The organism is Paenibacillus sp. XY044, assembly GCF_002257645.1.
GTDB lineage: Bacteria > Bacillota > Bacilli > Paenibacillales > Paenibacillaceae > Paenibacillus_AQ.
In genome coordinates, this window is the sequence record NZ_NQMO01000001.1 from 1,236,299 (window position 1) to 1,257,878 (window position 21,580).

Genomic DNA, 21,580 nt, shown 5'->3' on the forward strand with positions numbered 1-21,580 from the left:
AGATGAAAACCGAGACGATATTAAGCGACGTGACTGTCATTGGCGGCGGGCTGGCCGGCGTATGCGCCGCCATTGCGGCGGCAAGGCTCGGCAGCAAGGTCGTGCTTGTGAACAACCGTCCGGTCCTGGGCGGGAATTCAAGCAGCGAGGTGCGGGTGTGGGTGTGCGGGGCGACCGCACACGGCATCAACCGGTACGCAAGGGAGACCGGCATCATGGGCGAGCTGTTCGTGGAGAACCAGTACCGCAATCCGGACGGCAATCCGTACCTGTGGGATTTGGTGATCCTGGAAGCGGTGCGGGCGGAGCCGAACATCACGCTGCTGCTGAATACCGATGTGCATGAAGTCGAGGCGGACGGTCCGGAGGAGAACCGGACGATCCGGTCGGTGACCGGCTGGATGATGGGCTCCGAGCGGCGCATCCGCCTGGAAAGCCCGCTCTTTCTGGATTGTACAGGCGACGGCCTCGTCGGTTTTATGGCCGGTGCCCGGTACCGGATCGGCCGGGAATCCTCCCGTGAATATGGGGAAGCGTGGGCGCCGGATGAAGCGGATGCCATCACCTTGGGCAGCACGCTGTTGTTCTACACGAAGGACGCAGGACATCCCGTCCGGTTCGTACCGCCTTCCTTCGCCAAGGATATTACGCAAACGCCGATCCCGATCAAGCGGGTCATCCGCAGCGGCGACTCGGGCTGCCATTATTGGTGGATCGAGTGGGGCGGCGAACGGGATACGGTCCACGACAATGAAGTCATTCGGGACGAACTGTGGTCGGTCATTTACGGCATTTGGGACTATATCAAAAATTCGGGGCAGTTCGAGGCTGATACCATGACGCTGGAGTGGGTCGGTTCCATTCCGGGAAAACGGGAGTACCGCCGCTTTATCGGCGACTACGTGCTGAACCAAAACGACATCATTGCGCAGGAACCGTTTCCTGACCGCATCGCCTTCGGCGGCTGGTCCATCGACCTGCATCCGCCGCAGGGGATGTATGCCGAAGCCAGCGGCTCCAAGCATATGCACGCAGACGGCATCTATCATATCCCGTACCGCAGCCTGTATTCGGCGAACGTCTTGAATCTGTTGTTTGCCGGCCGCAATATCAGCGCTTCCCACGTGGCGTTTGGGACGACGCGCGTCATGGCGACCTGCGCGGTGATGGGGGAAGCGGCCGGCACCGCCGCTTCGCTGTGCGCGGCGAAGGGTGTTTCGCCGCGCGATATTTACCGCTCACATCTGCATGAGCTGCAGCAGACGCTGCTCCGGCAGGATGCATCCGTCATCGGCCTCAGGCATGAAGACGACCGGGACCTGGCCCGCCTGGCAAAGGTATCGGCAGCGTCGATTCGCGGCAGCATCGGCGTTACCAAGCCGCATTCAGCCTACCGGCTGGAGCGGGATGCCGCAATTTTGTTTCCGGTGGAGCCGGCGATGGAAGGGCTTGAGCTGCTCGTGAACGCGAGCGAAGATACCCGGCTTGCCGTGGAACTGTGGAGCACCGGCCGTCCGGAAAACTACGTTCCGTGCTCCAAAGTGGCTGAAGCCGAAAAGGCCGTCCTCAGAGGCGAAGCGCAGTGGGTATCCCTTCCACTGGCATGGGCGCCGGATACGCCGCAGAATGCTTTTGTCGTCATCCGCAGGAATCCGGATATCAGCTTGTACCAGGCGTCCGAACCGCTTAGCGGCGTCCTTGCTTTTGAGAAGGGCGCTGTACCTAACGCCTCGGCTGCTCTGGAGGACCATGACGAGAATCAGCCCGTCGTGGCATGGAGCATGAAAGCGCTGGTCCGGCTGCCGTTCTGCTTCAAGGTCAAGGGCATGACCGATGCCTATTCGCCGGCGAAGGCGGTCGGCGGTTACAAGCGGCCCTTCGGGGGGCCGAATTTATGGGCATCGGATACGATTGGACCGGAAGATGAGGCGTGGCTTCAGTTGACATGGGAGGGAGAAATCACGCTGCAGGAAGTCCGGCTGACGTGGAACGATGATGTAAACGAAGACCTGATCAACCTGCATCATCATCGCACACCCTTCGATGTCATCCCTGAACTGGTCAAGTCTTACCGGATCGTGGCACGGACTCATGGAGAATGGATCACGATTGCAGCTGCAAAAGAAAACCGGCGCAGAAGCAATCGGATTTGTTTGCATAATCGTATTGCCGCCGATGCCTTGCGCATCGTGATCGAAGAAACCAACGGCGCTTCCGCCGCCGAGCTCGTAGAGATTCGGGTGTACTGATTAGTTGCACTGTTTAAGGCAGCCCATACACAAGGATGGCTGCCTTTTCGGCGTTGCGAAAATTAGATAGTTGGTCCTATAGCGAACCGCAGAATGAGACGAAGTTCCTTTTTTGTTGGAAAACTGAACCATATCCGGGATTGAAAACGTAATACTGAATAATCCAACAAAAGGAGGTTCATTCATGAAAAAAAGGATGGCATGGCTTCTGACTGCCGCGCTGACATTGACTCCGCTGGTTCCGACCGCGGCGATGGCGTCGGGCACGGAAGCAGCGGTTCCCGCTAAAGGGCTGGAACAAATCGCCACGGAAAAGGCGGCATTGCTCACGAAGCAGTACGGAACGGTCAGCGTGCAGTACGCGCTCATCGATCAAGGGAAGATCCAAGTTTCCGGCCAAACCGGAACGAATGATGAAGGGGGCAAGGTTCCGCTTACGAGCGGCACGATGTACGGCATCGGCTCAACGAGTAAAATGTTTACGGCCGCCGCCGTCATGAAGCTGGTCGACGAGGGGAAAATCAATCTGGACACTCCGCTTGTACAGTACATACCGGATTTCAAGATGAAGGATGAGCGCTACAAGCAAATCACCCCGCGCATGCTGCTGAACCATTCCTCAGGGTTTCAAGGATCCAGCCTGAATAATGCGTTCTTGTTTGAAGACTCGGACCCTTACGCGCACGACACACTGTTAGAGCAGCTGTCCAAGCAAAGCTTGAAGGCCGATCCGGGCGCTTTCTCAGTGTATTGCAACGACGGCTTTACGCTGGCGGAGATCTTGGTGGAACGCGTTAGCGGGATGAAATTTACCGCCTTCGTTCATCAGTATTTCACCGAACCGCTGGACATGAAGAACACGAAAACTTCGCAGGATATGGTGGATACGGCACAAACGGCAGGGCTGTATTATCCAGGCATCCAGCAGCAGCTTCCGAATGAAACGGTCAACGTGATCGGTGCGGGAGGTATTTATTCCACTGCGGAAGATTTGGTACGGTTCTCGCAAATCTTTACCGGGCAACAGCAAGGCATCCTGTCCGCCAAGTCGGTGGAGGCCATGGGTCAGCCTGAATACAAAAATGGACTATGGCCGAAAGATGCGGATAATTCCTTCGACTACGGGCTAGGCTGGGACAGCGTAAGGCTGTATCCGTTTAACGACTATAATATCAAAGCGGTTGTCAAAGGCGGGGATACGATTCTGTACCACGCTTCGCTGATCGCCCTTCCGGATCAGAACATGGCCGCAGCCGTCGTATCCTCAGGCGGAAGCAGTTCGACGAACCAGCTCCTGGCGACCCAGATTCTTCTGGAGGCGCTGAAAGAAAAAGGGACGATCAAGGAGATCAAGCCGGATAAATCGTTCGGGAAGCCGGTTCCTGCCAGCATGCCGGAGGATCTGAAGAAGAATGCGGGATATTACGGCTCGACCAATCAACTGGTCAAGGTTGACCTGAAGGACGGAATGATGTCCGTCACGGTTCCGAATGTGCCTGAGTATCCGGCGGAGAAGTATGTGTACACTTCGGACGGAACATTCGTGAACGAAGCGGGTACCGCCGAAGTCAGCTTTGTGACCGAAAAGAACGGTTTGACTTACCTCTGGGTCCGGGAATACAGCAGCATTCCTGAGCTCGGGCAAATTGCATTGTCCCATTATCTGGCCCAGAAGCTGGACAGCAACCCGTTGACGAAAGACACGGCCAAAGCATGGGAGCAGCGCGAAGGCAAAACCTATTACCCGGTAAACGAGAAATACACGTCGATCATGTACTTGATGAAGCCAACGCTGGAGATTAAGCGGGCCCAAGATTTCCAAGGGTATTTGAACGACAAGAAAATTACCGGACCGAATACGGCAGCCAGCGTTCTGCAGGTTCCGGGCATGGGCGGCCGGGATACTTCGGAGTACAGCTTCTATAAAAAAGAGGGTGCCGAGTACCTGGAAGCCGCAGGAAGCGTGTTCGTCAGCGAGGATCTGGTTAAGCCGCTGTACCATGGCAAACTCTCGAACGTAAGCATCAAGGCTGATGGTTACGCAAGATGGTTCACGGTTCCGGAGGCGGCCGCCGGAAAAACGATGACGGTGAAGCTTCCGGTCGAAGGCGGATTCGTCGTTTATGACGCTGAAGGCAACTGCGTAAATATGAGCGAAGCCAGTGGATCCAACCAAGTCGTTCTGCCCAAGAACGGAACGATTGTTTTCGCAGGTGACGCCGGATCTTCGTTCAGCATCGAACTGGAGAAAAAATAATATACTACATGTAACCTGCTATCATATCTCATCACTTCATATCGGTTTAACACCAAACCACCGCATCCTTCACTTGCTGAAGGGACGGTGGTTTGTTTCGTTATAGCGGGAGAAATCCTGGCTGTAACCAATGAGCCGCCATCCTTTTGGATTACACAGCTCGTATACAGTAAAATAAGTTAAATCCGCAGCTCGCATTCGATCCGCTCTTGACCCTCACATTAGTGTCAGGGATTACAATAAAGACGAACCGGGCAGGAAGGAGGAGATTGGGCCATGAATATTGGAGAATTGGCGGAGCGGACCGGTGTCAGCATTCGTTCCCTTCGTTATTATGAACAAAAGGGGCTGCTTGCACCGCTACGAAAGGATAACGGGTACAGGGAATATACCCCGTTTGCGGTAGAGCAGGTTGAGGCGATCCAGTTGTATTTGAACCTCGGATTGTCCACCGACGAAATTTCCGGAATTTTGCAGTGCGTTTTGCAGAACAAGGAAGCCTTTTGTAAAGACGTGCTGCCGATCTACCAGCAGAAGCTTCAGGAGATCGATAAACAGATTCAGGTGCTGACCAGCATCCGGGCCAATTTAACCGAGCGCATCGATTCCATCTTGCTCGAGCGAACTAAATCCGGTCAGGAGGAATTTTAAATGAGTATCCAAGCGGTCAATGATACGACGTTTGTGTCACAAATAAAAACCCAGGGAACCACGTTGGTGGAATTTGGGGCGGTATGGTGTCCACCCTGCAAGAAACTGCTCCCCCTGCTGGACGAATTGTCCGGAGAATTGGGAGATCAGGTGCAGTTCCTTCAAGTGGACTGCGATGAGTCTCCAGCTACCGCCAGCCAATTTCGGGTGATGTCCGTTCCGACAGTCATCGTGTTCCGCGACGGAGAGCCCGTTGAGAAGCTGGTCGGCCTGCGGCCGAAGAGTGTTTACGAGCAGATTGTATCCAAGCACAGCTGACAAAAGGTATCAAGCTGTAAGTGAAGTGAGGCAGCGTTTCCAGTCACGGGGGATGCTTGACATCTGCGAGGATATTGGGGATTAGCATATCAGGCGGCGGTTCCGGAAGCATGGCTTTTTGCATGTGTGCCGGTCGCCGTCTTTGTTTGTTGGAGGAGGAGTAAGAAAACACAAACCGATCGATAAAAACGACATGTTAAACGATGGAAACCCTTGTTAATATGTAAGCGATTTCAAAATAAGGAAGGTGGGATATGATTTGAAGGGTTGGATGAAAAAACTCGGCGCAGGTCTTATCGTATTGATGATCTGCTCCCAAGTGGCACCGGCCGGAGGAAAGCAGGCAGTTCATGCCGCTGCGGCCACGGATGTTAATTTGGCGATTGGCAGTACGGCCACGGCAAGCTCGGGCAGTGCAGCAAACGCGGTGGACGGCAAAGCCGAAACCGTATGGCAGCCATTAGCCGCCGACAGAAAGGATGATATGAACGTGTGGCTTTCCATCGACTTGGGCAGCGAGGTCACCTTCAACAAGGTGATTTTCAACCTGAATCGGGCAGATAATCTGAAGGATTACCAGCTTCTGTATTCGAACGACCAAACGACTTGGAGTGAAGCATTCAGCAAAAACAAGGATTTGAGCCCGGCGGAAACGGCCAACTTTGAGGCAGTCAGCGCACGGTATCTGAAGCTGAGCCTGAATCTCAGCAAAGACCTGAATGTGCAGTTATCCGAACTGTCCGTGTATAACAGTACGGAGACACCTGCGCCGGCTGATCTTCAGCGGATCTTTTTTACCGATGCGGCTGGAAAGGAATACCCGAACAACAGTGAAATCCGGCTGAGTAAAGGAGAGGAAGCCGAGCTGTTCTTGAAAGGCGAGCTGAAATCCGGCAGCGTCGTAGATCTGAGCGATGTGGCGAAAACCTATAAGTCTTCCACCATGGATGTGTCCGTGTCCCCGTCGGGGACCGTGACGGCCAATCAGGTCGGCGCATCATTGATGCAGGCGCTCGTACATACAACGGAGGATTTGAAGACTAGCGACCTCTGGGTGGTTGTTGATGATCCCGCAGCTTTTCAAGGCGAAGCCTATGTCGTCAATTCCCTGCTTACGCATCCGCGGATGAAGACGGAGATCGGGCAGCCTGCGGTCATCGAACCGAAGGATGTTTATCCGACCGTGTCCCTGACGCCAACCGTGAACGGAAATGTTACAGGCGAATTGATTTATAACGGAAGTAAGAAAGTTGATGCTTGGCCAAAGACGGCATTGACCAAAGGTGAAGCGGTGGAATGGACGCCAGCGGGAAAGGCGGACAAACAGGGCACTTATGAGATCCGTTTGACGATTGAACAGACCGGGAAAACCCCTGTATATGAGTCCTACTCCTTTACAGTGCTCGATCCCAAAAGCATTCCAGCAGGACAAAGCCAAATCGCTTTCCTGGGCAAAGACGGAAAAATGGTATACGTCGGGGATTACCGAGGCAACAAAATTCTCGACTTCTCGAATGTCGGCTATATGGGAGGCGGCGTACAGATTCCGAACGTGCCTGTAAAAGCTACCGTGTCTCCTGGAGAGGGGGATGATACGGCGCGCATCCAGGCGGCGATCGACGAGGTGGCCCGCCTTCCGCTCGGCAAGGACGGGTTCCGCGGCACGGTCCTGCTGAAAAAAGGAAGATATGACGTCGGCGGCACGCTGACCGTCAAAGCCAGCGGGATCGTGCTGCGCGGTGAGGGACAGGATGAAAAAGGGACGCTTATTTACGGCACCGGCGCAAACCCGCGCAATCTGATTGAAATCGGGGAGAATGTCGGACTTACCGTGGATAGCGGCTCCAAGCAGACGATCTCCGATTTGTATGTGCCGTCGGGTTCGCGAACCTTTCATGTGGAAGACGCCAGTGCCTATCATGTGGGCGACCAAATCGTCGTCCGCCGAATCGGGGATAAAAACTGGATTCATGCTATCGGCATGGATTACATTTACAACCGTCCGGGTGGCACGGTAACCCAGTGGTCTCCGTTTAACCTGGATTTCGATCGGGTCATCACCGCCGTCGAAGGCAATTCCATTACGGTAGACGCGCCGCTGGCCAGCGCAATCGAGCGAAAATGGGGCGGCGGAGAAATTTACAAATACACGGATGATACCCGCATTCAGCAGGTAGGTGTTGAAAATATGCGGGTGGATTCAGACTTTGACCCGAGCGTCATGGATACGGTCATGGATAATGATACGACCGATCCGTATTATGCAGACGAGAAGCATGCCGAGCGTTTCGTTGTGTTTAACAGCGTTAAAAACGGCTGGGTCCGTGATGTGACAGGGTATCATTTATCGTATTCTCTCGTGCAAATGAGCCGCAACTCCAAATGGATCACCGTTCAGGACAGCAAGATGTACGACATGGTCAGCATTATCACTGGCGGCCGCCGGTACGTCATCCATCAGATGGGCCAGCTGAATTTTGTGCAGCGGATCTACACCGAGACCGCGCGGCATGCTTTTGTCGTAGACAGCCGGGTGCAGGGACCCAACGTGTTTCTGGACGGCGAGGCGGTGAAAAATTACAACACCAGCGAACCGCATCACCGCTGGTCCGTAGGCGGACTGTTCGATAACATCAAAGCTCCGATTTCCATCCGGGACAGAGCTTGGCTCGGCAGCGGCCATGGCTGGGCCGGAGCCAACTATGTGAGCTGGAACACAGAGGGAGAGCTTACCTCGCAGCAGCCGCCGACAGCACAGAACTATGCCATCGGCCATGTCGGCGAGAATGTGCCGGGTCTGGTTCCAAGCGACTATGATCCCCGTCCGCGCAGCGATGGATACTGGGACAGCTACGGTCAGCACGTAACCGTGGAAAGCTTGTATAAGCAGCAGCTGTTAGAGCGGTTGGGCAAAAAAGCACTGAACAACATTAAAAAGTAACTTGCACCTAATATGAAGCGAAGCTGAATCTGCATTTTGCTTGAAGGAAACCATGAATTCCAACCCCCGTCACTCGTTCAGAGGTACGGCGGTACGGGATCATGGTTTTTTTCGTTAGCGTAAAAAAACACAACCGCCAGGAATCTATGCCATGGAGAGACGGCCGGATCAGGAGTAGCATGGAGGCTGGAAACGCGCAGTGAGCGGGATGAATGGAATCGCCAATGATGCTTTTACAATGAAAAGGAGGTTCAATTAATGAAAGCGCTTCTCGTTGGATTGGGAGGTTTCGGCGGCGGCTGGTACCGGAAGCTCCGGTCCCAGTATGCAGATTTGGAACTCGTCGTTGCAGATAAGGATTCGGATAAAAGGCTGGCGGTGGAGGCTGACGGAATTCCCTTTTACGAAAATGCCCGGGAAGCCATAGAGCGGGAGCAGCCCGATCTGGTGATCAACGTCACCCCTAGGGAGGTGCACAAGCGCATTAACGAGCTGGCGTTTGACCATAAGCTGCCGGTGTTTTGCGAAAAGCCGATCGCCGATAACTATGAGGATGCCGCCGCGATGGTTCAGCGCGCTGAACAGGAGCGAATTCCGTTCATGATTGCGGAAAACTACCGTACCTTTCCGGCGGTACGCAAGCTGAAGCAGCTCCTGAACGAAGGGGCGATCGGTGAGCTTCGGTCCATGGAATGCGACTTTTTCAGGCAGCGCCAAAAAACAACCCTGGAACGGGACGAAGTGCTGGAAGAAGTTATGATTCACCATTTTGATCTGCTGCGGTATTTATCCGGCCGCGAAGTGAGCAGGCTGTATGCTTCACGCAGGCATGTGTTTCATATTGTGATGGATCTGCAAGCCGGCATTCAAGCCTCGTTTCGCTGTTCTTTGACCAGCCAGGGGCGGGAAACGCAGTGGGCCGGCGATTGGCGGATGGAGGGATCGCTGGGCAGCCTGACTTTCGCCGACGGCGTGCTCGAACTCACGACGGCGGAAGGCGTTCGGCGGATGGAGGATTTTAGCAGCATCGACGCTCCGGGGCCGTTCACCGAGTTTTTGCGGTCACTGGAAGAAAACCGGCCGGGAGAAACGAATGCCAAAGATTATTTGAAGAACCAGGCACTGGCTGATTACACCAGGCGATCTCTTCAGGCAGGAGTCCCTGTCGACACCTCAGACAGCTGGGGTTACGACCCGGCCGTCGTCCGGAATTTCCTTCGCGCCGATCTCACAGGTTCCGTGAGCCATGGGGGTGAAGGGTTGGTGTATGGCAGCAAGCTGTTTGGGAATGACGATTTCGACACGCCGCTGAAATTTTTGCACTACACGGTCGTCCCGCCAGGGTCATCCATCGGTCTGCATGGCCACCGCGAGGATGAAGAACTGTACATGCTGCTGGAAGGAAGCGGCTTGATGACGGTAAACGGCAGAACGTACCGGGTGGAAGCCGGGGACATCGTCCTGAACAAGCCTTGGTGGAAGCACGGTCTCCTGAATGACGGGGATGTACCGATCAAAGCGATCATTTTTGAAGCGGGCAAAACAAAGTAGAAGGTGCTGCCTGCAGGTGACATAGCAGAAAAGGTGGGGTGAAGAATATGGTCGAACAGGATCGCAGCATGCAAGAGCAAGTCTCTGCGCGTGCCCAGACACTTCGTTTATGGTATACGAAGCCCGCAGCCGGCTGGAATGAGGCGCTGCCGATCGGGAATGGGCGGCTGGGCGCAATGGTGTACGGCACGCCTTGGCAGGAAAAAGTCCAGCTCAATGAGGATTCGATCTGGTACGGCGGTCCGGGCAGGGCAGCCAATCCCCGGTCGCAGCCTTATTTGGACGAAATCCGAACAATGCTGAAGGAGGGAAGGCAGGCAGAGGCAGAGCATTTAGCCAGAATGGCGATGACGGCTTCCCCTAAGTACGAGCAGCCGTACCAGCCCCTCGGGGAGCTTATTATAAAGTTTCCTGAGCAGGAGGTGCCGGTGGAAAACTACGAGCGGCAGCTGGACTTGGAGCAGGCCGTTGTGGACGTTCGCTACCGGCACAGGGGCGTTCTATATCGCAGGACGTATTTTACCAGCGAACCGGATGGGGTGATGGTGATCCGGTTGACGGCGGACCAGCCGGGACAGCTTACGCTTGCCGTCAATCTGATGCGTCGTCCGCTGGATGGCGGCTGCCGAACCGCCCCGCCGGAGGCCGTCGTCATGGACGGAGAATGCGGAGCGGACGGCGTCCGTTTTAGTGCGGCCGTCCGTGCCGTGATCCAAGGAGGGCGGCAAAGGATCATCGGCGATTTCATCTCCATCGAAGGAGCGGATCATGTAACCCTGCTGTTGTCGGCGCAAAGCACCTTTCGCGTGGAGCAGCCGGCAGCGGTTTGCCTGGAGCAGCTGGAGCGGGCGGCAGCCAAACCTTTTGAAACGCTGCTGAAGCGGCATACGGAGGAGTACAGTTCCCGGTTCGGCCGCTTTGCGATAAATCTGACGCCGGATGTCGATCCGTATGCCGAGCTTCCTACGGACCAGCGGCTGCTCCGATTAAAGAACGCATTGGAGCAGGAAAGCGGCAAAGACATCGCCGCTGGTTCCCTTGCTGTAAATGAGGAGCTTAGGGATCCCGGGCTGGCCGCCCTGTATGTCCAATATGGACGATATCTGCTCATATCCTGTTCCCGCCCGGGCACTTTAGCAGCCAATCTGCAGGGGATATGGAACGACAGCTTTACTCCGCCGTGGGAATCCAAATATACGATAAACATTAACGTTCAGATGAATTACTGGCCGGCTGAAGTGCTTCATTTACCCGATTGTCATGAACCTCTGTTCGATTTGATTGACCGGATGCGGGTTAATGGGCGCGCTACCGCACATGAAATGTACGGCTGCCGGGGATTTACCGCCCATCACAACACGAATGTGTGGGCAGAAACCCGGCCCGAGGGAATTTTGATGACCTGCACGGTATGGCCGATGGGCGCCGCATGGCTGTGCTTACATTTGTGGGAGCACTTCCGTTTCGGGGGCGACCTCGCTTTTCTTGCCGAAAGGGCATACCCGGCAATGAAGGAAGCTGCGCTGTTTCTCCTTGATTATATGATCGAGGAAGACGGCTTTCGGGTTACAGGACCCTCGGTTTCGCCGGAAAACCGCTTCGTTCTCCCGAACGGTGGCAGCGGCAGTCTATGCATCGGCCCGTCGATGGATTCGCAAATCGCGCTGTCGCTGCTGTTGGCTACCTCTGAAGCGGCGGGAATCATCGGCGAGGACGATCAGTCATTTTTGGGCGAACTGCGTGAGACGATTCATCGCATCCCGCGCCCGGCTGTGGGCAGGAACGGGCAAATTATGGAGTGGCTGCACGACTACGAGGAAGCTGACCCCGGGCATCGGCATATTTCGCAGCTGTTCGCACTGCATCCAGGTGAACTGATCGATATAAGGGACACACCGGAGCTGGCGGCCGCTGCTAAGAGGACGCTGGCACGGCGCCTCGCCGCAGGCGGCGGCCACACGGGCTGGAGCCGGGCCTGGATCGTCAACTTTTACGCCCGGCTTGGCATGGGCGAGGAGGCTGGCGGTCATCTCATGAAGCTGTTGGCTGCGTCCACCTATCCGAATTTGCTGGACTGCCATCCGCCTTTTCAAATCGACGGCAATTTCGGCGGTGCGGCGGGAGCGGCGGAAATGCTGATGCAATCGCATGCGGGAGAGATCCGTCTGCTGCCGGCTCTGCCGAAGGCGTGGCGTTCCGGCCATGTACAAGGGCTTAGAGCAAGAGGAGGGTACACGGTAGATTTGTCGTGGAGTATGGGAATGCTTGCCGAGGTTACGATTCATTCTTCTAATGCAGGCATGTGCCGCCTATGGTCTCCCGTCCCCTTGGAACTGACGGTTTCCGATCACCCGGAAGCCAAGACATTAAGGGCAGCGTCAGGTGTTGACAATCCGGGATATGAATATGTTTTAACTTTGGCAGCAGGGGAAACCCGCAGCATTCGGGCGCAGTAACGGAAAGGACCTTTCTGTATACGGTCAATAAAGAACACTGTACGCTGTGCATCAATCCAACAAAGATGAATGGGGGCAGGATCATGAGCCGACTGGAACACAACGATGTGGTTCTTTTTCAGGGCGACAGCATTACCGACGCGGGAAGGGACCTGAATAAACCGGGCGATCTCGGGAAGGGATACGCACTGATGACAGCCGGATGGTTTGGCATGAACTTTCCGGAGAAGAACGTTACCTTTCTCAACCGGGGGATCAGCGGCAACCGGGTCTCCGACCTGCGCGAGCGTTGGCAGGAGGACTGTCTGGAACTCAAACCGACCTGGGTATCGGTTTATATCGGTATTAACGACTGCTGGCGCAGGTATGACCGCAATGACCCGACGGATCCCGAGAGTTTCAAGGCGGGCTACCGTGAACTCCTGGAACGGACGGCCCGGACCGGTGCAAGACTCATCCTGATCGAGCCGTTTGTCCTTCCTTATCCGGAAGACCGAAAAGCTTGGAGAGAGGACCTGGATCCGAAAATACATGCCGTCCGCGAGCTATCTGCGGAATTCGGCGCGCCGCTGGTCCCGCTCGATGGTTTGTTCGCACGCGCGGCTTCCGTTCGGGAGCCCTCGTTCTGGACGCTGGACGGCGTTCATCCGACGCCGGCAGGGCATGCGCTCATTGCGGATGCCTGGCTACAAACGATGGGATTGTCTCGATCATAATAAAACACAAGCAAAGCGACAAATCCCCATTCCGATGGTCCGGACAAAAAGATTAACATTAACGATGAAGCGATCTATACAAAAAGGAGCGATATTTATGCCACAACAAGCGCCCGCCGCCATTTCTGCCTCTAGTCCGGGCTTGCCCGCATCCAAAAGGCGGATGAACAATCTGCGCAAATACAAGGCGCTGTACTTGATCTCACTGCCGGGAATCATTTATTTTATCGTATTTAAATACCTGCCCCTGTTGGGCTCCGTCATGGCGTTTCAAAACTATAACATCTTTAAGGGCTTTACAGGCAGCCCATGGGTCGGTTTCGACCAATTCCGCCGGATGTTCACTTACCCGGAGTTTCTGCGGATTCTTGAAAACACGGTTTTCATCGGGTTTTATGATTTGATTTTTGCTTTTCCGGTTCCGATTATTTTTGCGCTACTCCTGAACGAACTGAGAAAAGTCGTGTACAAACGGATACTTCAGACCGTGGTCTATCTGCCACACTTCCTCTCTTGGGTAATTATCGGGGGAATCATGATCGGCATATTGTCGCCGACAACGGGAATCGTGAACCAAGCTCTTAACGCGCTCGGCCTCAAATCGATTTACTTTCTGGGCGAGGATTCGTATATCCGGAGCATTCTGGTCGGAACGGGCATCTGGAAAGACAGCGGCTGGGGCACCATCGTGTATTTGGCTGCATTGGCCAGCATAAACCCTGAACTGTATGAAGCCGCCCGCATCGACGGTGCCAGCCGATGGAAACAAACCTTGTCGATCACGATCCCGGCCATTCTGCCGACCATCACCATCATGTTCCTGCTCCATATCGGCAATTTCCTGGATTTCGGCTTTGAACGCGTATTCGTCTTCGTAAACTCCCTGAATGAGAGCAAGGGCGATATTCTCGACACCTACATTTACCGGGTAGGCTTGATCGACCAGCAGTACAGCTACACGACGGCGATCGGACTCTTTAAATCGGTGGTCGGACTGATGCTCGTTATGATCGGGAATACGCTGAGCAAGCGGGCTTCGGGCGAAGGACTCTACTAGTAAGGAGAAGGATGACACAATGAAAAACAAAGGCAGCTTATTTGACGGATTCAATTATATTTTTCTGACCCTGGTCGGATGCTTGATGGTGTTCCCTCTTCTCCATGTGCTCGCCAAGTCGTTCAGCAGCAGCCAGGCCATCAATGCGGGCAAGGTCAAGCTGCTTCCGGTCGATTGGACGCTGACGAACTATCACGTGATTTTGGGTGACAGCTCCATCTGGCGGGCGTTTTTGGTAAGCGTATTCATCACCGTTGTCGGGACGCTGATTAACCTGATCCTGACTGCATCGCTGGCGTACCCGTTATCTAGACCCGAGTATACGATGCGCAAAGTCGTTCTGATCTTTATATTGATTACCATGATCTTTCAAGCGCCACTTATCCCCAACTATATGGTGATTAAAAACCTGCATCTGATCGACTCGTTATGGGCCCTGATCATTCCGTCGGCCATCAGTGCGTACAACCTGTTCATCATGCGTTCCTTCTTTGTGGCTCTACCGTCGGAACTGATCGACAGTGCCCGGATCGACGGGGCAGGGGAACTGCGTACGATGTGGAGCGTCATTCTTCCGCTGTCCAAACCGGCCATGGCGACCATGGGTCTGTTCTACGCAGTATCCCACTGGAACTCATATTCATCGGCGCTGTATTTTATCAACACCCGGGCGCTCTACCCGCTGCAGCTTCGCCTCCGGGAGATCGTTCTGAGCAATGACCTTGGCCAGGCCGGGAACCTGCTTGAAAATGTGAACGAAATTTCTCCGGCGGGCGTGCAAATGGCGGTGATCATCGTTTCCGTCGTACCGATTATTATCGTTTACCCATTCCTCCAGAAGTACTTTATCAAAGGGATGCTGATCGGGTCGATCAAGGCCTGATGCGATTACAATATAGTCAGAAAAAGAACGCGTTTTCATAGATGCGAAATGTGATAAGATATTAGACATCAGCGCCATGCTTGTACAGCGGCGTTCAAGTATAGGCCATCGGTAATTCGCTGGTTGCAGGGGAGGAGAACACGGTGAAAAGAGGAGCATATTTCATTCTGGCAGCGACCGTCATTCTCCTGATCTGTTATCTGGCGGGAAGCACGGACCGATCGGCCTCTCCTTTGGCGCAAACGGCGCAGGATAATGAAAAAGAAGCATCGCCTAAGCCGACAGCCTTTAGTCTGGCGATATCCAACGGCGCCAATCCTTATGCGGTCAATCTGACGAACCCCGCGGAAGATCGCTGGGTCAAACAATTGGAAGCGCTGACAAATACGAAACTTTCCATCCGTTTTATTTCGCTGAAGGATTTCGACCGGCGAATGCCGGTTATTCTTGCGGGCGATACCTATCCGGACGTCGTGCAAATGATCGGCGGGGCAAGCTCGGCCGCCATGGCCGGATCGGTCCAAGCGGGTCTGTTCCTTCCGCTTGACGACTGGATTCAGACTTATGCTCCGAACCTATGGAAAGCGGTCCCGCCGGAAGCTTGGGAGGAAACGAGCTATGAGGGGCATATTTACGGAATTCCGGCCTGGCTTGGCAACCCTTCGCGCCGGGCTACTTATATCCGTTCGGATCTGCTAGCTCAAACCGGTCTGCCTGTTCCGAAAACCGTCGACGAATTTTTGGACGTGCTCCGCGCGTTTAAGAAGCTGGGAGTCGAGATTCCTTATGAGATGAGGGAGAACTTCAAATACGCAGACGTCATTTTCGGAGCATACGACGTGCTTGGTTACCAGTTCGAAGTCCGGAACGGTGAGGTCGTTCCGAAATTTTTGGACGAGGAACATATGATGAAGGCGCTGCAGGTGTACCGGACGATGCTGATCGAGGGCCTCATTCCGGATGACTTTGCAACAGTCTCATCAACAGAATATACCCATGATATCGAAGCCGGTAGAGTAGGAAGCTGGACGGCAAACGCCGCCGGCTTGCTGGACTTCCGCACCAAGCTCGGAACTTCGATTCCCGGGGCTCAGATCGATATCATACCTTCGCCGGAAGGGCCCGAAGGGACTAATGGCTACGGTTTGTACAGCTCCGTCATCAATTCGTTCTACATCAATAAACATGTGTCCAAGGAAAATTTGATCGGCATCCTCAAATTTTTCGATTGGATGGTTTCGGATGAAGCCCAGCGTTTTTTTTCGTTCGGCATCGAGGGCGACACGTATACGGAAGATCACGGAAAGGTTGCGTATCCATTCCCGAAGACAAGGGAGGAGCAGGACGAGGAAACCTTCCGCGAACTTCTGTGGCTGACGCACGATCTGACGATCAACCGGGCCAGAACAAAGCTGGTGCCGGGCGGGAAGGATCTGCTCCATGCGCTGGACGTGACGCTGCCCAAGGAAGGGCTTGGAAGTATCGTTTTCGTTCCCGAGCTGGAGTCCTTCAGCGCCTATCCTGACCTCGCTTCGGAGCGGCCGAACCAGGCGCCTCCCGTCATCGTTGATCATATGGTCAAGATGATTTACGGCAAGGAACCGATCTCGGATTGGCCGAAGGTCGTCCGGGAATACCGGGAACGCGGCGGAAATGCGATTATCCAGGAAGCCACGGAGAGATACCGGGCCAAGCAGGGAGTGCTCATCCAGCACAACCGATAGGGATGACGTATTTCCGACTCTTTTAGATACAGCAGCTGCGCTTTTTCTATCCGCTATAGGAAGGGGTTTGATCCAAGTGCGAGTTTTGATTGTGGAAGATGAGCCTGTTATTCAAAAAGGATTGGTCAAGATGGTTCAGCGATATCCGGCATCCTTCACAGCGATTTACACCGCCGATGATGGGGAGACTGCGTTCGAGACGATCCGTAATCTGGAACCGCACCTGGTGCTGACGGATTTGCGGATGAAGCGGATGGACGGACTGGAGTTATGCGAGCGGATTCACCGTGAATTCAGTCATGTTCAGGTTGTCGTCATTTCCGGTTACAATGACTTCCAGTATGCACAGCGGGCGATGGCGTACGGGGTCAAACGTTACTTGCTGAAGCCGGTGACCCAGCAGGACGTGCATGATACGCTGAAGGAGCTGATTTCAGGCATGACCGGCAGTATTATTCCTGTTCAAAAATATGTGGACTGGGCTCAGCAGCTTGAGCAGAACATATGGCTGCTGCAGCGGGACGAAACGATTCGCGTCATTGAGGAGGGCGAACGTTCGGGCTTGTTCGAAGGAATGAACGTGATCAACATGGAGGCGGTGCTGAACGACTGCCTCAGCATGATCGCAGAGCGTCTGGAGAGCCGCGGATGGAAGCCGCAGTCCGGATGCCGGAGTACAAACGGTGCGACCAATACGAAAAAGGAAGCCATGCGCGCTTTTTCAGCCTGTATTGACCGGATTCTGGATGAGCTTCAGCTGACGCGAAAAGGCAATTTCAAGGATCCGATTGAAGAGGCCAAGGCATTCATCGATCGGCATCTGTCGGAGGACATCACGCTGGAAGAAGTGGCCAAACGGGTGGGACTGGCCCGAACCTATTTCAGCGCCCTTTTCAAAAAAATGACAGGGGAAACCTTTGTGCATTACCGGATCAAAAAACGGATGGAAGAAGCGCGCAAACTGCTTGCCATACCGACCCTGACGATCACCGACATCGCGGTCAAGGTGGGCTACGAGGATTATCCCCATTTTACGAAGACGTTCAAAAATTTTGTCGGCGTATCGCCGTCGGAATACCGGTCTTCCTTTGGCATTGAATGATGAGAGTAACCCTGAGGCTGAAGCTGCTTCTGTATTTTACCATCGTGATCCTTCTTTCGCTGTCCGCGGTAGGCATCGCCTTCTACAGTATTTCAGCCAAGCAGCTGCAAAAAAGCGCAACAAGCCAAATGGTCCAGATAGTGGACAATGCCGTTCACCATACCAACCTGTATTTGTCTTCTTATCAGCGGTCGATGGTGGCGCTGCTGACCGACCTCAAGGTCAAACGGTACATCGATTTGCCGGCGGACCGGGAGGAATACGAAAATTACCGCTATATGACCGATATCCGGGATGCGATCGTGGATCCGGTGTGGATTCGCAATCCCGAGATCGAAGCCCTGTACATCATCGGTTACTCCGGAAATGCGCTCTATTATTATAACGGAGGGTCGGAACCATCCTTTACGCCTGACGATACCGCCAAACAGATCCGGTACTTCAAACAGAACACGGATGAGAGCGGCCGGCTGACCATTATGAATTACAGCATTTTGGGTGAAAAGACGCCGATGCTGACGCTCATCCGCCGTATCCGCGGTCTGCGTTCCACGGACATGAAAGGTTTCGTGGGCATCGAGGTTAAGGCGGAGGAGCTGTCTACCCTCTGGAAGGGGATCGATCTGGGGAAGGACAGCTATTTTTTTATTGTGGATGACGAAGGCAGGATTCAATACCATAACGATCAGGCCAAAGTAGGTTCGATCGTTCCGGCCAGCCTCGGCCAGCAAATCAGTGGGGCTGGCACCGAGATGTTCCGCAGTTCGGCGGAGGGCATGGATCGGGTGTACATCAGCCGCAAAGCCGATTACTCCGGATGGAATCTGGTCGTATCCATTCCGTACAGCCAGCTGCAAAAACCGCTTGCCACGATTCGCAGCTCTATTATCGTCGTTGCAGTCCTTACATTTCTGACGGCGTTGTTCCTGGCGAGCCGGTTCGGGAAGTCGATTACAACCCCGATCCGGACGCTGATGAAGGGGATGAGCCAGACGGAGAAAGGGAACTGGAAGTTCATCCCGCTTCCGAAGCACCGGGACGAGATTACCGAGCTGATGATTCGGTACAACTTGATGGTGAACCGATTGTCGGAGATGGTCGATACTGTGTACCGCGCAGAGCTGAGGAACAAGGAAATGCAGGCCGAGCGGCAGAAAGCCGAGTTTCAATCGCTCCAGCTGCAGATCAACCCGCATTTCTTGTACAACACGCTGGAAACAGTCGTATGTTATGCGGTCATTCAGGACTCGGACGAAATTACGGAGATCGTCGGCGCTCTGTCCTATATGCTGCACTATTCGGTGCGCACCAACCTGGAAGAGATCACGGTAGCCAATGAGCTCAAGCACGTCATGTATTTCATGGTCATTATTAATCACCGGATCGGGCGGACATTCGAAATTGATGTGCGGGTACGTCCAGAGCTGCTTCTACGGAAGATGGTCCGCCTTTCGCTGCAGCCACTCGTGGAAAACGTGTTCCAGCACGCCTTCAGGCAAGGTGTGGAGGATCATCATACGATAACGATTGACGCCGGTGAAGAAGGGGATTCCTTCTGGGTCAGCGTCCAGGACAACGGCTGCGGCATGACCCCCGAGCGGCTTGAGGAGCTTCGCGCCAAGCTGAGCGAGAACCGACTTGCTGACGAAGAGGACCGGGGCAGCGCCGGAGGGATCGGTGTGCCCAATGTGCATCGGCGGATTCAGCTGGTGTTCGGCGAGGACTACGGCGTAACCGTGGAGAGCAGCCCGGCGTGGGGAACCCGGATGATCATGCGGATGCCGATTTCCGGCGTAAAAGAACTGCGCGGTCCGGCCGAGCCGGAGGCGGCTCAGCTTTTGCGGTCTCTTCCCATGGCGGGCAGCGGCTAGACGCAAACGATGGATGAATTTAAGGTGATCCTGTATTCCGAGCGCGGAATGCGGGATTTTTTTTGGCCCAACGACCGCAAAAAAACACATCACGACAATAATCCGCCCCATGGGAGCTCCCTTGGCAAAGCCTTATGATGGGGACAGCAGCAAATAGAAAACCTTTTGCATTTTGCATGAAGAGAGGGGATTATAAGATGAAAAAATGGGTCAGTCTGATCCTCGCGACGGCGCTTGTCACGGGTCTGACCGCAGGTTGCGGAAACAAAAGCGCCTCGAGCGGCAAGGATGATGCGGCCGACGCATCGAAACCGGTGAAGTTCAGCATTTCTTTAACCACAAGTGGAAACGCTTACGCGGAAGGCTCCAAGGACATCAACAATGAGAAATGGGTCAAGGAAGTAGAGAAGAGAGCAAACGTGGATTTGGACATCAGGCTGATCCCCCTGAAAGACTTCGATTCGAAAATGGCCGTCATGTTCGCCGGCGGCGATATTCCGGACGTCGTGCAAAATGTCGGCGGGGCAACGGATAAATCCATGGCCGGTTCGGTTCAGGCCGGCGTGTTTATGCCGCTGGACGACTTGCTGAAGGAGTACGCTCCGAACCTGATGAACGCCGTACCGAAGGAAGCATGGGACGAGGTGAGCTACAAGGGGAAAATCTACGGTGTTCCAACATGGCTCAGCAACCCTTCACGGCGCGCCACTTACATACGGACAGACCTGCTGGAAAAAACGGGCCTGCCGGCACCTAAAACGATGGACGATTTTCTGAACGTTCTGCGCGCATTCAAAAAACTCGGCGTCAGCGCGCCGTATCAATTGCGGGAAAATTTTAAGTACGCGGATATCGTATTCGGAGCTTATGACGCCCTGGGCTATCAGTTTACCGAGATGAACGGCCAGGTCGTGCCGAAATTCTTTAACGCTGAAAATATGGAAAAGGCGTTGACCGTCTACAAAACGATGTATGACGAAGGTCTGATTCAAAAAGATTTCGCGACGATCCAGGCGCCTCAGTACGGCGAAAATATCGAAGCAGGCAATGCCGGCATGTGGACGGCCAACGCCGCCAGCCTTCTTGATTTCCGGACTAAGATCGGCGCTGCGGTTCCGGGCGCCAAGGTCGATATCATCCCGTCGCCGATAGGTGACAACGGACAGAAGGGATATGGGTTGTACAGCTCGGTCAACACTTCGCTTTATATCAACAGCAAGGTCAGCAAAGAGAAAGCGGCCCGCATCATCCAAATGTTTGAGTGGATGCAGACGCCGGAAGCGAAAAATTTCTACAGCTTTGGCATCGAAGGCGAGGATTATACGGTCAAAGACGGAAAAATCGATTACAAGCTGCCGGAAGGAAAAGCAGCGCAAGACGAATCTGGTTTCCGCTCGCTGCTGCGCTGGGTCGGTGACGGAACGGTCAACCGTGAACGCACCGAACTGCTCCCTGGCGGCCAGGACGTGCTGAAGGCGCTGGATGATACGCTGGCCAAAGAAGGCGTCGGCGGCATCGGGTTTGTACCGGACCTGGAATCGTTCAGCCAGTTCCCGGACTTGGCTTCGAAGCGTCCGGACCAGGCGCCGAAACTCATCATCGACCACATGGTCAAAATGATTTACGGCAAAGAGCCGATCAGCGATTTCCCTAAAGTTATCGAAGAGTACAAGCAAAAGGGCGGCGATGAGATCGTCAAGGAAGCTACCGAGCGTTACAACAACAAAGACGGAATTATCGATCAGCAAAGCCGCAAATAGGTTGATTCCGGGGAAGCCTTTCACGCGAAGGGCTTCCTCACTGT

14 protein-coding genes are annotated in these 21,580 nt (G+C 54.3%); all 14 read left to right on the plus strand.

The window, feature by feature from the left end:
* The first annotated feature begins 2 nt into the window (after positions 1-2).
* Positions 3-2,249: an FAD-dependent oxidoreductase gene (locus CJP46_RS05765; protein ID WP_094594602.1), complete on the plus strand. Its 2,247-nt coding sequence runs from the start codon at positions 3-5 to the stop codon at positions 2,247-2,249.
* Positions 2,250-2,433: 184 nt separating this feature from the next.
* On the plus strand, positions 2,434-4,506 hold the full coding sequence (locus CJP46_RS05770) for a serine hydrolase domain-containing protein (RefSeq protein ID WP_094594603.1): 2,073 nt from the start codon (positions 2,434-2,436) through the stop codon (positions 4,504-4,506).
* A gap of 276 nt (positions 4,507-4,782) precedes the next feature.
* Positions 4,783-5,157 (plus strand): MerR family transcriptional regulator, encoded by a 375-nt coding sequence (locus CJP46_RS05775; RefSeq protein ID WP_094594604.1) that lies wholly within the window; start codon positions 4,783-4,785, stop codon positions 5,155-5,157.
* A complete protein-coding gene (locus CJP46_RS05780; RefSeq protein WP_094594605.1) occupies positions 5,158-5,475 on the plus strand; it encodes a thioredoxin family protein in 318 nt (105 codons plus the stop codon). It begins immediately after the preceding gene.
* A 259-nt stretch (positions 5,476-5,734) separates the two neighbouring features.
* Positions 5,735-8,416 (plus strand): discoidin domain-containing protein, encoded by a 2,682-nt coding sequence (locus CJP46_RS05785; protein WP_094594606.1) that lies wholly within the window; start codon positions 5,735-5,737, stop codon positions 8,414-8,416.
* Positions 8,417-8,674: 258 nt separating this feature from the next.
* Complete coding sequence (locus CJP46_RS05790) at positions 8,675-9,967, plus strand: Gfo/Idh/MocA family oxidoreductase (protein WP_094594607.1); 1,293 nt, start codon at positions 8,675-8,677, stop codon at positions 9,965-9,967.
* 47 nt (positions 9,968-10,014) lie between these two features.
* Positions 10,015-12,423 (plus strand): glycoside hydrolase family 95 protein, encoded by a 2,409-nt coding sequence (locus CJP46_RS05795; protein WP_094594608.1) that lies wholly within the window; start codon positions 10,015-10,017, stop codon positions 12,421-12,423.
* 83 nt (positions 12,424-12,506) lie between these two features.
* Positions 12,507-13,139 carry an SGNH/GDSL hydrolase family protein gene (locus tag CJP46_RS05800; RefSeq protein WP_094594609.1) on the plus strand — a complete coding sequence of 211 codons (633 nt, stop codon included), beginning with the start codon at positions 12,507-12,509 and terminating at the stop codon, positions 13,137-13,139.
* A 163-nt stretch (positions 13,140-13,302) separates the two neighbouring features.
* Positions 13,303-14,196 carry an ABC transporter permease gene (locus tag CJP46_RS05805; protein ID WP_256992255.1) on the plus strand — a complete coding sequence of 298 codons (894 nt, stop codon included), beginning with the start codon at positions 13,303-13,305 and terminating at the stop codon, positions 14,194-14,196.
* 19 nt (positions 14,197-14,215) lie between these two features.
* Positions 14,216-15,079 carry a carbohydrate ABC transporter permease gene (locus CJP46_RS05810; protein ID WP_094594611.1) on the plus strand — a complete coding sequence of 288 codons (864 nt, stop codon included), beginning with the start codon at positions 14,216-14,218 and terminating at the stop codon, positions 15,077-15,079.
* A gap of 143 nt (positions 15,080-15,222) precedes the next feature.
* Positions 15,223-16,803 (plus strand): extracellular solute-binding protein, encoded by a 1,581-nt coding sequence (locus CJP46_RS05815; protein ID WP_094594612.1) that lies wholly within the window; start codon positions 15,223-15,225, stop codon positions 16,801-16,803.
* Between the two features lie 76 nt (positions 16,804-16,879).
* Positions 16,880-17,905 (plus strand): response regulator transcription factor, encoded by a 1,026-nt coding sequence (locus tag CJP46_RS05820; RefSeq protein WP_094595091.1) that lies wholly within the window; start codon positions 16,880-16,882, stop codon positions 17,903-17,905.
* Positions 17,902-19,776, plus strand: coding sequence for a cache domain-containing sensor histidine kinase (locus CJP46_RS05825; RefSeq protein ID WP_094594613.1), 1,875 nt, complete (start codon positions 17,902-17,904; stop codon positions 19,774-19,776). Before CJP46_RS05820 ends, CJP46_RS05825 begins: the two co-directional genes overlap by 4 nt.
* Before the next feature lie 197 nt (positions 19,777-19,973).
* Complete coding sequence (locus CJP46_RS05830; RefSeq protein ID WP_094594614.1) at positions 19,974-21,536, plus strand: extracellular solute-binding protein; 1,563 nt, start codon at positions 19,974-19,976, stop codon at positions 21,534-21,536.
* Positions 21,537-21,580 lie beyond the last annotated feature (44 nt).

What these genes read in the sequence shown, in the direction of transcription:
- CJP46_RS05765 (WP_094594602.1), top strand. Translation starts at nt 3, where the DNA reads ATGAAAACCGAGACGATATTAAGCGACGTGACTGTCATTGGCGGCGGG.
- CJP46_RS05770 (WP_094594603.1), top strand. Translation starts at nt 2,434, where the DNA reads ATGAAAAAAAGGATGGCATGGCTTCTGACTGCCGCGCTGACATTGACT.
- CJP46_RS05775 (WP_094594604.1), top strand. Translation starts at nt 4,783, where the DNA reads ATGAATATTGGAGAATTGGCGGAGCGGACCGGTGTCAGCATTCGTTCC.
- CJP46_RS05780 (WP_094594605.1), top strand. Translation starts at nt 5,158, where the DNA reads ATGAGTATCCAAGCGGTCAATGATACGACGTTTGTGTCACAAATAAAA.
- CJP46_RS05790 (WP_094594607.1), top strand. Translation starts at nt 8,675, where the DNA reads ATGAAAGCGCTTCTCGTTGGATTGGGAGGTTTCGGCGGCGGCTGGTAC.
- CJP46_RS05795 (WP_094594608.1), top strand. Translation starts at nt 10,015, where the DNA reads ATGGTCGAACAGGATCGCAGCATGCAAGAGCAAGTCTCTGCGCGTGCC.
- CJP46_RS05800 (WP_094594609.1), top strand. Translation starts at nt 12,507, where the DNA reads ATGAGCCGACTGGAACACAACGATGTGGTTCTTTTTCAGGGCGACAGC.
- CJP46_RS05805 (WP_256992255.1), top strand. Translation starts at nt 13,303, where the DNA reads ATGAACAATCTGCGCAAATACAAGGCGCTGTACTTGATCTCACTGCCG.
- CJP46_RS05810 (WP_094594611.1), top strand. Translation starts at nt 14,216, where the DNA reads ATGAAAAACAAAGGCAGCTTATTTGACGGATTCAATTATATTTTTCTG.
- CJP46_RS05825 (WP_094594613.1), top strand. Translation starts at nt 17,902, where the DNA reads ATGATGAGAGTAACCCTGAGGCTGAAGCTGCTTCTGTATTTTACCATC.
- CJP46_RS05830 (WP_094594614.1), top strand. Translation starts at nt 19,974, where the DNA reads ATGAAAAAATGGGTCAGTCTGATCCTCGCGACGGCGCTTGTCACGGGT.